At 61.5% G+C, this 12,617-nt stretch carries 14 protein-coding genes; 9 read left to right on the forward strand and 5 right to left on the reverse strand.

Annotated features, from left to right (window positions below):
* Nucleotides 1–475: 475 nt before the first annotated feature.
* Nucleotides 476–1,675: a tyrosine--tRNA ligase gene (gene tyrS / locus CKW37_RS13055; protein ID WP_095156122.1), complete on the reverse strand. Its 1,200-nt coding sequence runs from the start codon at nucleotides 1,673–1,675 to the stop codon at nucleotides 476–478.
* Nucleotides 1,676–1,886: 211 nt separating this feature from the next.
* Between tyrS and CKW37_RS13060 the strand changes: the two genes are divergently transcribed.
* Together CKW37_RS13060 and CKW37_RS13065 are read left to right on the forward strand one after the other, a co-directional pair.
* A complete protein-coding gene (locus tag CKW37_RS13060) occupies nucleotides 1,887–3,314 on the forward strand; it encodes a peptidoglycan DD-metalloendopeptidase family protein (RefSeq protein WP_095156123.1) in 1,428 nt (475 codons plus the stop codon).
* 3 nt (nucleotides 3,315–3,317) lie between these two features.
* On the forward strand, nucleotides 3,318–4,409 hold the full coding sequence (locus tag CKW37_RS13065) for an anhydro-N-acetylmuramic acid kinase (RefSeq protein WP_095156124.1): 1,092 nt from the start codon (nucleotides 3,318–3,320) through the stop codon (nucleotides 4,407–4,409).
* A 56-nt stretch (nucleotides 4,410–4,465) separates the two neighbouring features.
* On the opposite strand, the gene erpA is transcribed toward CKW37_RS13065, so the two are convergent.
* Both erpA and argC read right to left on the reverse strand, forming a co-directional pair.
* Complete coding sequence (erpA, locus tag CKW37_RS13070) at nucleotides 4,466–4,816, reverse strand: iron-sulfur cluster insertion protein ErpA (protein ID WP_095156125.1); 351 nt, start codon at nucleotides 4,814–4,816, stop codon at nucleotides 4,466–4,468.
* 144 nt (nucleotides 4,817–4,960) lie between these two features.
* Nucleotides 4,961–5,995 (reverse strand): N-acetyl-gamma-glutamyl-phosphate reductase, encoded by a 1,035-nt coding sequence (gene argC, locus CKW37_RS13075; protein WP_095156126.1) that lies wholly within the window; start codon nucleotides 5,993–5,995, stop codon nucleotides 4,961–4,963.
* Nucleotides 5,996–6,135: 140 nt separating this feature from the next.
* Here argC and hemJ point away from each other — a divergent pair, with 140 nt between their 5' ends.
* The 6 genes from hemJ to CKW37_RS13105 all read left to right on the forward strand — a co-directional run bounded on the left by hemJ (nucleotide 6,136) and on the right by CKW37_RS13105 (nucleotide 10,555).
* Nucleotides 6,136–6,561: a protoporphyrinogen oxidase HemJ gene (gene hemJ / locus CKW37_RS13080; RefSeq protein ID WP_095156127.1), complete on the forward strand. Its 426-nt coding sequence runs from the start codon at nucleotides 6,136–6,138 to the stop codon at nucleotides 6,559–6,561.
* Nucleotides 6,562–6,591: 30 nt separating this feature from the next.
* Nucleotides 6,592–7,548, forward strand: coding sequence for a nitronate monooxygenase family protein (locus CKW37_RS13085; RefSeq protein ID WP_095156128.1), 957 nt, complete (start codon nucleotides 6,592–6,594; stop codon nucleotides 7,546–7,548).
* A gap of 61 nt (nucleotides 7,549–7,609) precedes the next feature.
* Nucleotides 7,610–8,383 (forward strand): SDR family oxidoreductase, encoded by a 774-nt coding sequence (locus CKW37_RS13090; protein ID WP_095156129.1) that lies wholly within the window; start codon nucleotides 7,610–7,612, stop codon nucleotides 8,381–8,383.
* Between the two features lie 73 nt (nucleotides 8,384–8,456).
* Entirely contained in the window at nucleotides 8,457–8,795 is a 339-nt protein-coding gene (locus CKW37_RS13095; protein WP_009408519.1) for a histidine triad nucleotide-binding protein, read from the forward strand.
* Nucleotides 8,796–8,860: 65 nt separating this feature from the next.
* Nucleotides 8,861–9,508 carry a 2-polyprenyl-3-methyl-6-methoxy-1,4-benzoquinone monooxygenase gene (coq7, locus tag CKW37_RS13100; RefSeq protein ID WP_095156130.1) on the forward strand — a complete coding sequence of 216 codons (648 nt, stop codon included), beginning with the start codon at nucleotides 8,861–8,863 and terminating at the stop codon, nucleotides 9,506–9,508.
* 6 nt (nucleotides 9,509–9,514) lie between these two features.
* Nucleotides 9,515–10,555: a DUF2157 domain-containing protein gene (locus tag CKW37_RS13105; protein ID WP_095156131.1), complete on the forward strand. Its 1,041-nt coding sequence runs from the start codon at nucleotides 9,515–9,517 to the stop codon at nucleotides 10,553–10,555.
* 43 nt (nucleotides 10,556–10,598) lie between these two features.
* Here CKW37_RS13105 and CKW37_RS13110 read toward each other — a convergent pair whose 3' ends face one another.
* Entirely contained in the window at nucleotides 10,599–11,021 is a 423-nt protein-coding gene (locus tag CKW37_RS13110; protein ID WP_095156132.1) for an OsmC family protein, read from the reverse strand.
* A gap of 191 nt (nucleotides 11,022–11,212) precedes the next feature.
* On the opposite strand from CKW37_RS13110, the gene crp reads away from it, so the two are divergent.
* Nucleotides 11,213–11,857 carry a cAMP-activated global transcriptional regulator CRP gene (gene crp, locus CKW37_RS13115; RefSeq protein WP_095156133.1) on the forward strand — a complete coding sequence of 215 codons (645 nt, stop codon included), beginning with the start codon at nucleotides 11,213–11,215 and terminating at the stop codon, nucleotides 11,855–11,857.
* Nucleotides 11,858–11,865: 8 nt separating this feature from the next.
* Here the strand turns inward: crp and CKW37_RS13120 are convergent, their stop codons facing one another.
* The gene (locus tag CKW37_RS13120) at nucleotides 11,866–12,570 is read right to left on the reverse strand and encodes a lipoate--protein ligase family protein (RefSeq protein ID WP_095156134.1); all 705 of its coding nucleotides are present in this window, start codon (nucleotides 12,568–12,570) and stop codon (nucleotides 11,866–11,868) included.
* Nucleotides 12,571–12,617: the final 47 nt, after the last annotated feature.

A 12,617-nucleotide genomic window follows, 5' to 3' on the forward strand; every position in this document is an offset into this window, starting at 1 on the left:
GTGATGCTGATAATCTTGCTGACTATCAGTCCAAATTCACAAGCACCCACACGAATTGCTTGATTCAATTGTTAAAGAGCGGTTGGTTAAGAGCTTTTCGTCTCAACCGAGGCGCGCATTCTACGCTTTCCTCTCAGCCTGTCAAGCGTTTATTTTGAAGTTTTTCAGAATTTCTCTTTTAACTTCAAACACTTGACTCGCTGCGATCTCTCGTCAGCGGGAGGCGAATTCTACAGCGTTACAACCTGCTGTCAACTGCCTTTTTTCACCGCTTTCGGTGGAGACCGAAACACTTCCTACGCTACCTGAAACTTCTAACTCGTTGAATCTCAAGGAGTTTTCCGTTTCGACTGCGCCGGAAGTGGGGCGAATTATAGACAGATAAAACAGGGCGTCAAGGACTAATTTGAAATTGATTCAAATCAGTACCTTACGCCCTCCTCTATATATAGAAGAGGACGAACAACGCCTTCCTTTATTCAGCCTTCAACGTAATACGAGCGAACGCCTTCTTGCCTGCCTGGCAAACATGCGTCGCGCCCAGGGCAAATACGAAACCGCGATCGACCACTTCACCATCGACCTTCACACCACCGGATGCCAGCAGATCACGAGCAGCCGCCGAGTTCTTCACCAGACCTGCCTTATTAAGGATCGCAGAGATCGGCATGTCTTCAGCAGCCGACACCTCGACCTCAGGCAGATCCTCAGGCAGCTCACCCTCTTTCATCCGGTTACCGGCTGCGCGATGCGCATTGGCTGCCGCTTCTTCACCATGGAAACGAGCAACGATTTCCTCAGCCAGCTTGATCTTGATGTCGCGCGGGTTGGCACCTGCCGCCACATCCGCACGGAAACCGTCGATCTCTTCCATGGAGCGGAAGCTGAGCAGCTCGAAGTAGCGCCACATCAGGGTGTCCGGAATCGACACGAGCTTGCTGTACATCACACCCGGTGCCTCCTGGATGCCGACGTAGTTGCCCAGCGACTTCGACATCTTCTTCACGCCATCGAGCCCTTCGAGCAATGGCATGGTGACGATGTTCTGAGCTTCCTGACCATAGCTGCGCTGCAGCTCACGCCCCATCAGCAGGTTGAACTTCTGATCGGTCCCACCCAGCTCGACGTCCGCCTTCAGCGCCACGGAGTCATAACCCTGCACCAGCGGGTAGAGGAACTCGTGGATGGCGATCGGCTGATTGGTGGTGTAACGCTTGTCGAAGTCGTCGCGCTCAAGCATCCGGGCTACGGTGTACTGCGAAGCCAGGCGAATGAAATCGGCCGGCGTCAGCTTGTCCATCCAGGTGGAGTTGAACGCCACCTCGGTCTTGGCCGGATCGAGAATCTTGAAGACCTGCTGTTTATAGGTCTCGGCGTTGTCCAGCACCTGCTCGCGGGTCAGCGGTGGACGGGTGGCGCTCTTGCCGCTCGGGTCGCCGATCATGCCGGTGAAGTCACCGATCAGGAAGATCACCTGGTGACCCAGATCCTGGAACTGGCGCAGCTTGTTGATAAGCACCGTGTGCCCCAGGTGCAGGTCCGGCGCAGTCGGGTCGAAACCCGCCTTGATACGCAGCGGCTGACCACGCTTGAGTTTCTCGACCAGTTCGGACTCGACCAATACCTCTTCCGCACCACGCTTGATTAGCGCTAGCTGCTCTTCAACCGACTTCATAACAGACCCGCAAGGCTCAGATTCAAAGGGCCCCAACCATACAAGATCAACCGCCAAATACAAGTTCCCGGGCCGGATGTGACCCGCAACCCTGTACATGACGTCTGCGCGCTTGCTTTGAAGGGGATTTGGTTATATTTTATACAGTTATTTCATCTTCATCATGTCATTCATCTTTTCCTTTTCATCATTTTTCAAAGTCTATTCATCCATGACCAAAGAACCGCCTAAAGCGCCCCCGCTTTATCCGAAGAGCCACCTGTTGGCCGCAAGCGGCATCGCCGCCTTGCTCAGCCTGGCTTTGCTGGTATTCCCGTCCAGCGAAGTGGAAGCCAAACGGACCACCCTGAATCTCGAACTGGAAAGCCCTGCGGAGCAGCTCAAGGATCAGCCCGAGCAGCCAATCGCCGCCGAGGAAACCAGCACCTCGCCCTTCGCGCAGATCGACAACTCCGCGCAAACGACCGAGGAAACCGCCAAGACCGAGCCCGCCACCGCGGCGCCGGAGCCTGCAAAAGAAGTCGCCAGCAACCAGCCCAACCACCGCGAAGTGACCGTGGCCCGCGGTGATACGCTGTCGACGCTGTTCTCCAAGGTCGGCCTCCCCGCCAATGCGGTGCATGAAGTGCTGGCCAGTAACAAGCAAGCCAAGCAGTTCAGCCAGCTCAAGCATGGCCAAGTCCTTCAGATCGAGCTGGACAAGGACGGTCAACTGGCCAGCCTGCACAGCAAGGTCAGCGACCTGGAAACCATCCGCCTGAACAAGAGCGCCAACGGCTTTGTCTTCAACCGCGAAGTGACCAAACCCGTGGTCCGCTCCGCGTATGTGCACGGCGTGATCAAGAGCTCGCTCTCCGCCTCCGCGCAGCGTGCCGGCCTGTCTCACAACATGACCATGGACATGGCCAGCATCTTTGGCTACGACATCGACTTCGCCCAAGACATCCGCCAGGGCGACGAATTTGATGTGATCTACGAACAGAAGGTCATCGACGGCAAAGTCGTCGGCAACGGCAACATCCTCTCGGCGCGCTTTACCAACCGCGGCAAGAGCTACAGCGCAGTGCGCTACACCAACAAGCTCGGCACCACCAGCTACTACACCGCCGACGGCAACAGCATGCGCAAGGCGTTCATCCGTACTCCGGTGGACTTCGCCCGCATCAGCTCGCGCTTCTCCGCTGGCCGCAAGCATCCGATCCTGAACAAGATCCGCGCCCACAAAGGCGTCGACTACGCAGCCCCGCGCGGCACGCCGATCAAGGCCGCCGGCGACGGCAAGGTCCTGCTGGCCGGGCGCCGTGGCGGTTACGGCAACACCGTGATCATCCAGCACGGCAACACCTACCAGACCCTGTACGGCCACATGCAAGGCTTCGCCAAGGGCGTGAAGACCGGCGGCACCGTCAAGCAGGGCCAGGTCATCGGCTACATCGGCACCACCGGCCTGTCCACCGGACCGCACCTGCACTACGAGTTCCAGGTCAACGGTGTGCACGTCGACCCGCTGGGCCAGAAGCTGCCCATGGCCGACCCGATCGCCAAGGCCGAGCGCCAGCGCTTCATGCAGTTGAGCCAGCCGCTTATCGCGCGCATGGACCAGGAAAAGGCCACCATGCTGGCCTTGAACAAGCGCTAAGCCATGGCGCTTTATCTGGGGGTGATGTCCGGCACCAGCCTTGATGGCCTGGACATCGCCTTGATCGAACAGGAGCAGCGGACCTCGCTGCTCGCTACCCACTACATCCCCATGCCCGAATCGCTGCGCCTGGCCATGCTCGGCCTTTGCGCCAGCGGCCCGGACGAGATCGCCCGTGCCGCCCTGGCCGAGGCGGAGTGGGTGCGGCTAGCGGCGGAAGGTATCAAGCATCTGCTCGACAGCCGCCAACTTCGCCCCGAGGACATTCGCGCAATCGGCAGCCACGGCCAGACGATCCGGCACGAGCCGGCACGCGGCTTCACTGTTCAGATCGGCAACCCGGCCTTGCTGGCCGAATTGACCGGCATCACCGTCGTTGGCGACTTCCGCCGCCGCGACGTCGCTGCCGGCGGTCAGGGTGCACCGTTGGTTCCGGCCTTCCATGAAGCCTTGTTCAGCAATCAGGGCGAGCGTCTTGCTGTCCTCAATGTCGGAGGTTTCAGCAATCTGAGCCTGATCGCGCAGGACAAGCCCGTCAGCGGTTTCGATTGCGGCCCGGGCAACGTACTTCTCGACGCCTGGATCAACGAGAAACTGGGTCATGCCTACGATGCCAACGGCACATGGGCTGCCAGCGGAAAGGTACTTCCAGGTCTACTCAGCAGCCTGCTCAGCGATCCGTTCTTTGCGGGCACGGGCCCGAAGAGCACCGGCCGGGAGCTGTTCAATCTGCCCTGGCTGCACCACCAGCTCAGCACACAGCCACCGTGTGCAGATGAAGACGTCCAGGCGACACTGCTGGAGTTGACCGCCCTGAGCATCGTCGACTCGCTGAATAAAGCCCAGCAGGATACCCAGGCCCTTCTGGTTTGCGGCGGCGGTGCCCACAACGGCACGTTGATGGCGCGATTGGAAAACCTGCTGCCAGGTGCGCGGGTCAGCAGCACGGCAGACTTCGGTGTCGACCCCGACTGGGTCGAAGCCATGGCCTTCGCCTGGCTTGCCCATTGCTGCCTGGAAGGCATCGCCGGCAATCGCCCAAGCGTCACCGGTGCCCGCGGCTTACGGGTATTGGGCGCCATCTACCCGGCATAAACCGCAAAAAGCAAAACGCCGCGCATCAGCGCGGCGTTCAGCAACATCCCGGCAAATCAGATCGAGAACGAGGAACCGCAACCACAGGTGGTCGTGGCGTTCGGGTTCTTGATGATGAAGCGCGAACCTTCCAGACCTTCCTGGTAGTCCACTTCGGCACCTGCCAGGTACTGGAAGCTCATCGGGTCAACCACCAGGGCAACGCCCTCGCGCTCGACAATGGTGTCGTCTTCAGCGACATCTTCATCGAAAGTGAAGCCATACTGGAAGCCGGAGCAACCGCCACCCGTCACGAATACTCGCAACTTCAGACGATCATTGCCCTCTTCGTCTACCAGGGTCTTCACCTTGTGCGCGGCGTTATGCGTGAACTGCAAAACCGAAGGGGTGAAGGATTCGACGCTCATGCTGAATATCTCCCGGCGCTATGCCGCCATAATGCGTGATGGCGCGCATTATCCGCTTCCCCTAGAAAATTGGTCAACTATAGAAGCGGCATCAGGCTACAAGCGGAAGGTATAAGTCCCGCCCGCAGCACGATGTGGTAGCCGTTAAGGCAGCAGCCCGGCGTGGGACAGGCCCAGGCGCTCGTCGAGGCCAAAGAGGATGTTGAGGTTCTGCACCGCCTGGCCCGAAGCGCCCTTCACCAGGTTGTCGATGACCGACAGTACCACCACCAGATCGCCGCCTTGCGGACGATGCACGGCGATACGACAGACGTTGGCACCACGCACGCTACGGGTTTCCGGGTGGCTGCCGGCCGGCATCACGTCGACGAACGGCTCATCGGCGTAGCGCTTCTCGAACAGCGCCTGCAGGTCCACCGAGGTATCGGCGACCGTCGCGTACAGCGTCGAGTGAATGCCGCGGATCATCGGGGTCAGGTGCGGAACGAAGGTCAGGCCGACGTCACCACCCGCCGCCCGGCGCAGGCCCTGGCGAATTTCAGGCAGGTGACGGTGACCTTTGACCGCGTAGGCCTTCATGCTTTCGCCCGCCTCACAGAACAGCGAACCCACGCTGGCACCGCGGCCGGCACCGCTCACGCCCGACTTGCAGTCGGCGATCAGACGCGAAGTGTCGGCGATGCCTGCTTCCAGCAGCGGCAGGAAGCCCAACTGGGTTGCAGTGGGGTAGCAACCCGGCACCGCGATCAGGCGCGCCTGGCGGATCTGCTCGCGATTAACTTCCGGCAGGCCGTAGACCGCGTCCTTGAGCAGCTCAGGTGCACCGTGCGGCTGGCCGTACCATTTGGCCCATTCATCGGCGTCCTGCAGGCGGAAGTCGGCGGACAGGTCGATGACCTTGGTACCCGCCGCCAGCAATTCACCGGCCAGCGCGTGGGCGACGCCGTGCGGGGTGGCGAAGAACACCACATCACAGGCGGCGAGGGTCTTGGTATCCGGGACGCTGAACGCCAGGCCGTCGTAGTGGCCTCGCAGGTTCGGGTACATGTCGGCCACGGGCAGGCCCGCCTCGGAGCGAGAAGTGATGACTGCAACTTCAGCCTGAGGATGCTGTGCCAGCAGACGCAGCAATTCGACACCGGTGTAACCCGTGCCGCCGACGATACCGACCTTGACCATATACCTGCCCCCTATCAACGAACCGACTGGAAAGCCGACGATGATAGGGGCCAGCGACTACGCCTACAACCGTTGAGATGACGGGCGCGGCACCGAACTACTACTATCTGACGACCGTGAACCTGAAAGGAATAAAAAACATGCTGTACCTATGGATCAAAGCCTTGCACATCGTCAGCGTCGTCTGCTGGTTTGCAGGACTTTTCTACCTGCCCCGCCTGTTCGTCTACCACGCCCAGAGCAAAGACAGCATCAGCCGCGACCGCTTCGTGGTCATGGAACGCAAGCTCTACCGCTTCATCATGGGCCCGGCGATGATCGCCGCCTTCGTCTTCGGGATCTGGATGCTGATCCTGAGCCCCGGCTTTCTCAGCCAGGGCTGGCTCCACGCCAAGCTCACCCTTGTCATCCTGCTGACCGGCTACCATCACATGTGCGGCGCCAACGTGAAACGCTTCGCCCGCGGCGACAACACCCGCAGCCACACCTACTTCCGCTGGTTCAATGAAGTGCCCGTGTTGATGCTGCTGGGCATTGTAATTCTGGTGGTCGTCAAACCGTTCTGACAGTAGCCACCCCCGACCCGAGAATCCGCCATGTCACTGCCTGCCCTGCTCGAACAACGCCTGCGCCTGCCCGTGGTGGCGGCGCCGATGTTTCTGATATCGAACCCGCAACTGGTGCTCGCCTGTTGTCGCAATGGCGTGGTGGGCAGTTTCCCGGCCCTGAACCAGCGCGAAACCGCCGGTTTCAAGGCCTGGCTGGAAGAAATCGAGGCGGGGCTGGACGGGCTTGAGCGCGCAGCTCCCTACGCGGTGAACCTGATCGTCCATCACAGCAATCCGCGCCTGCAGGCGGATTTGGCGGTGTGTATCGAGCACAAGGTGCCGATCGTCATCACCAGCCTCGGGGCGGTCAAGGAAGTCGTGGATGCCGTGCACAGCTACGGCGGCCTGGTGTTTCACGATGTCACCACCCGCCGCCATGCCGAGAAAGCTGCACAGGCCGGGGTCGATGGCCTGATCGCGGTCGCGGCAGGCGCCGGCGGGCATGCCGGGACCTGGAGCCCGTTCGCCCTGGTCAGCGAGATTCGCCAGTTCTTCGACAAGACCTTGTTGCTGGCCGGGTGCCTGAACACAGGCCGTGAAATTCTCGCCGCGCAACTGCTGGGCGCCGACCTGGCCTATCTCGGCACCCACTTCATTGCCAGCCAGGAAAGCCAGGCGCCTGCGCAATACAAGGACATGCTGCTGCAAGCCAAGGCCGCCGATATCGTTCATACGCCAGTGGTGTCCGGCGTGCCGGCGAGCTTCATGCGCCAGAGCCTGGAGAAAGCCGGTTACGACCTGGCCAACCTGAACAAGGGTGGCGAGATCCAGCTCAAACCTATTCACGACGAAGCGAAGGCCTGGAAGACCGTCTGGTCCGCCGGCCAAGGCGTGGGCGGCATCGATGAGCAGTTGCCGACACAGGCACTGATCGAGCGCCTGGACACCGAATATCGCCAGGCCCTGGCCAACGCCCAGCGCCTCGGCACGCACTGGCCGCGCTGAGCGAGCGGCCTTTGTGTAGACTAGGCCGCCCTTTCAAACGCCCCCGCCATTGGAGAACTGCATGACCCGTTACGCCATGATCACCGGTGCCTCCAGCGGTCTGGGCCTGGCACTGGCCGAAGCATTGGCGCGTCGGGGGCGCAACCTGATCCTGGTGGCACGCCAGCGCGACCTGCTGGAACCCGTCGCCATCGAGCTGACCCAGCGTTTCGGCGTGGAAGTCTTGTTCCGCGCCTGCGATATCGGCGAGCCGCTGCGCTTGTCGGGCTTCCTGCTGGAGCTCGAAGAAAGCGATCGGCACATCGACCTGCTGGTCAATTGCGCCGGGATTCGCTCCTACGGTCATTTCCTCGCGCAGGAATGGGCCGACGAGCAAGACCTCATCGAAGTGAACATCATCGCCCTGACCCGCCTGTGCCATGCCATGGGCAATGCCATGGCCGTGCAGGGCGGCGGGCAGATTCTCAATGTCGCGTCGCTGGCCGCCTTCGCGCCGGGCCCATGGATGAGCAGCTATGCCGCCAGCAAGGCGTACGTGCTGCACTTCTCCGAAGGGTTGCGCGAGGAACTGAAGCAAACTGGCATCAAGGTCTCGGTCCTCTGCCCCGGCCCGGTCCGCTCACCCAACCGGCGCATCCCGCGCCTCGAGTCCGGCAAGCGCTGCCTGAGCCCCGAAGAAGTGGCGCTCTACACAGTTCGCGCGCTGGACCGCAACAAGGCGATCATCATTCCCGGCCGGCGCAACCGCTGGCTGGCCTTCAGTCCCCGCCTGCTGACACGCTGGATGAGCCGCAAACTGGCCGGGGCCATCAACCGCGCTTACTGCCCGCGCTGAATCGAATCGCTACTGGGCGGCGGCGCGCGGGCTGAGTACACTCAGGCCCGACCACCACCATGGAGCAAGCGTTGTGGAAACTATTTTCACCAAGATCATCAACCGGGAGATCCCGGCCAAGATCATCTACGAAGACGACCAGGTCCTGGCGTTCCACGATATCGCCCCCCAGGCCCCGGTACATTTCCTGGTAATCCCGAAAAAGCCGATCCGCACCCTCAACGACCTCACCGAGGAAGACAAGGGCCTGGCCGGACACATCCTGTTCACCGCGCAGCGGCTGGCCAAGGAGCTGGGCTGTGAAGACGGTTTCCGCGTCGTGATGAACTGCAACGAGCTGGGCGGGCAGACGGTCTACCACATCCACATGCACGTGCTCGGCCAGCGCCAAATGCACTGGCCACCGGGCTGATCCAGCGCAAGCCCTGTCACATCGATTGGGTTAAACTGTCGGGCACATTCTTGCGGAGGTGCCCGATGGCTACCGAACGTCAATATTCCCCGCTCGACCGCTTGTTGCTGCAGGCCGACACCGCCATGCGCACCTTGCTGCCCTTCAGCGGCCAACCTACCCGCCCTTCCCCGGCGATCGTCCAGCCCGAGTCCGAGCTCGACGAGAAACAGACCCGCCACATCGCTGGCCTCATGCGCATCAACCACACCGGCGAAGTCTGCGCCCAGGCGCTGTATCAGGGCCAAGCCTTGACCGCCAAGCTGCCGCACGTGCGCAAGGCCATGGAACAAGCCGCCGATGAAGAAATCGACCACCTGGCCTGGTGCGAACAGCGCATCCGTCAGTTGGGCAGCCATCCGAGCGTGCTCAATCCGCTGTTCTACGGCATGTCCTTCGGCATTGGCGCCTTTGCCGGGCTGATCAGCGACAAAGTCAGCCTGGGTTTCGTCGCCGCTACCGAGCATCAGGTCTGCAAGCACCTGGACGAGCATCTGGAGCAGATCCCGCCGGAAGACGAGAAATCCCGCGCCATCCTCGAACAGATGCGTATCGACGAAGAGCACCACGCCGAGTCGGCGCTCAACGCTGGCGGCTTCCGCTTCCCGGCCCCGGTCAAATTTGGCATGAGCCTGATGGCCAAGGTCATGACCAAAAGCACCTACCGCATCTGATCTGCCATGACCGGGCGCTTCGATGCCAGTGACCTGACCCGCGCGGTCGACGCGGGCGTCCTCGACGCCGCGCAAAAACAGGCGCTGCTGTCCTTTCTGGAGCAGCAGACGCCACGACAGGCCAGCTTCCAGTTGGCCCACGTCGCCTTCTACCTTGGCGCCCTGCTGATCATGGGCGCCATGGGCTGGCTGCTCAGTGAAGCCTGGATGCGTATCGGCGACGGCGCGCTGCTGACGGTTGCCCTGGCCTACATTCTGCTGCTGACCCTGGGCGGCCTGGCGTTGCAACGCCGAGGCCAGCTCATTCCCGGAGGCGTCCTCGCCGCAGTGGCGGTCAGCATCGTGCCGCTGGCGGTGTTCGCCATTGAGCGCCTCGCCGGCTTCTGGCCACTGGACGACAACCAGTCCAACTACCACCACTACTACACCTACGTGCAAGGCGGCTGGCTGCTGATGGAGTTGGCGACGGTGTGCGCCGGCCTGCTGATGCTGCGGCTGATCCCTTTCCCATTCATCGTCATGCCGATCGCCCTCGCGCTGTGGTTCATGTCCATGGACCTGACGGAATGGCTTTATGGCTCACCGTTCGACTGGGATCAGCGCCAGCAGGTGTCGCTTTGGTTCGGCCTGGGGTTGCTGATGGTGTTCCTGTTGATCGACGGCCGCACCCGCCAGGACTTCGCCTTCTGGGGCTACCTGGCCGGATTGCTGGCGTTCTGGGGAGGACTGACGTCGATGAACAGCGACAGTGAAGTGGGCAAGGCCCTGTACTGCCTGATCAACCTGGGACTGATGTTGATCGCCGTGCTGTTGCGCCGGCCGATGTTCATGGTCTTCGGCGCCCTGGGCGTGGCGGCGTACCTGGGTTATCTGTCGTATGAAGTGTTCGCCGACTCGCTGCTGTTCCCGCTGGTATTGAGCGTGATCGGCCTGGGCGTGATTGGCCTGGGGCTGCTGTATCAGAAGCATCGCGAGCGCTTGAGCGCGACATTGCGCGCCGCCATTCCGACGGGCGTGATGGCGTTGTTGCCGGGGTTGCGTCGCTGAACCTTGCCACGGAGCTGTCGGGCTCCGTGGAAGATGTCACGGCTCAGCCGAGTTCGACGATCTCGTAGCTGTGGGTGATATCCACACCCGCGCGGCCCAGCATGATCGAGGCCGAGCAGTACTTCTCCGCCGACAGCTCCACCGCGCGCTTGACCTGCGCTTTCTTCAGACCACGCCCCTTGACCACGAAACGCAGGTGAATCTTGGTGAAGACCTTCGGGTCTTCATCCGCCCGCTCGGCTTCCAGGAAGGCTTCGCAGCTTTCCACGGCCTGGCGGGATTTCTTCAGGATGCTGACCACATCGAAATTGCTGCAGCCGCCCAGGCCCAACAGCAGCATTTCCATCGGACGGACACCGAGATTGCGACCACCGGCATCGGGCGGACCGTCCATTACCACGACGTGGCCGCTGCCCGATTCACCGAGGAACATGGCCTCACCGGCCCACTGGATACGCGCCTTCATTAACCGGTCTCCCCTTGCTTGAAAAAATGGCTGCCAGCTTAGTCCCTACACGCACAGGCGAAAAGACTTAAGCGTTCGATCAAATCTGCCGACACAGAGGGTGGTCTGATAAACTGGCGCCAAATTGATGGCGTTTTGCACCCATCCCACCTACAAGAATACTCACGGACCGCGTATTTCGGGGCTTAACCATGGTTGCCGCAGCACTTCCAGCCAAGATCAAAAACGTCGACAAGTTGCTCGCTCATTGCCAGCGTCGTCGTTTTGCAGCAAAAACCAACATCCTCAGTGCTGGCGACACAGCCGATACCCTGTCGTTCATCGTCAAGGGCTCGGTCACGATCCTTATCGAGGACGATGAGGGCAGGGAAATGATCATCGCCTACCTCAACAGCGGTGATTTCTTCGGAGAACTGGGCCTGTTCGAGCCTGCGGGCAAGGAGCAACACCGCAGTGCTTGGGTACGGGCCAAGACCGAATGCGAGGTCGCGGAAATCAGCTACGAGAAATTCCGCGAACTGGCACGCCAGGATCCGGACATTCTCTATGCACTGGGCAGCCAGATGGCCCAGCGCCTGCGCAACACCACCCGCAAGGTCGGCGATCTCGCCTTCTTCGATGTCACCGGCCGGGTTGCCCGGTGCCTGCTGGAGCTGTGCAAGCAGCCGGACGCCATGACTCACCCGGACGGCATGCAGATCAAGATCACCCGCCAGGAAATCGGTCGGATCGTGGGGTGCTCACGGGAGATGGTCGGTCGCGTTCTGAAGGACCTGGAAGAACGCAACCTGGTCAACGTGAAGGGCAAGACCATGGTGGTCTTCGGCACGCGCTGAACCCAGGGTCAATCCTTGGGGATAGCCTCGATGGTCCGGGCGTAAGCCTGGGCCAACCGCTCCAGCAGCGGCGCTTCGGGCACCACTTCATGCAGGGCGATGTGGCTGTCGGCCAGACAGCGCTGCTCCAGCTCGCAACATTCATTGAAGCGGTTGACCGCCGCCACCATCGACTCGCGCTCGTTATCCAGCAGCAGCGCCCCATGCACCAGCACAACCGGTCGCTTGCCACCGAGGCCCTGGCGCCAGCGCTGGGCGGTGCCGACCAACTTGCGACCATTGAGGTTGACGTTGTAACGCCCGTCGCAAAACGCCCCTTCAATCTCGCCGACCGAGGCCACGCCCCCCCACTCCCGCAGCACCTCGCACAACGGTTCGCACAGGCGCAGGTAAGCGTTCTCGATGCGTCCGTTATCGCCTTCGCTGCGCGGCGCCACATACACCAACGCGATATTGATCACCGCAGGCGATTGCGGCACCGGCTCGCCGCCCGTCTCGCGCAACAATACCGGCCAGCCGGAAATCGCCAGTTCGCCGCAAGCGGCCTCGAAGCCCTCCAGCCGGCTCATGCGCCGTGGCATCACCAGCGCCCGGTCCGTAGGGCGCCAGAACAGCACGCCGTGATCACGCTCGCCCTTGCAAACGGCCGCCAGCAGATCCTGCTCGGCATGCAGCCCGGCCTCAACGGTGACGGCAACAGGTTGTTCAGTCATGACAATCATCCTGAAAGAAAAAAGCCGGCAATGAATGCCGGCTTTCG

The sequence above is a fragment of the Pseudomonas sp. Irchel 3E13 genome (genome assembly GCF_900187455.1).
Taxonomy (GTDB): domain Bacteria; phylum Pseudomonadota; class Gammaproteobacteria; order Pseudomonadales; family Pseudomonadaceae; genus Aquipseudomonas.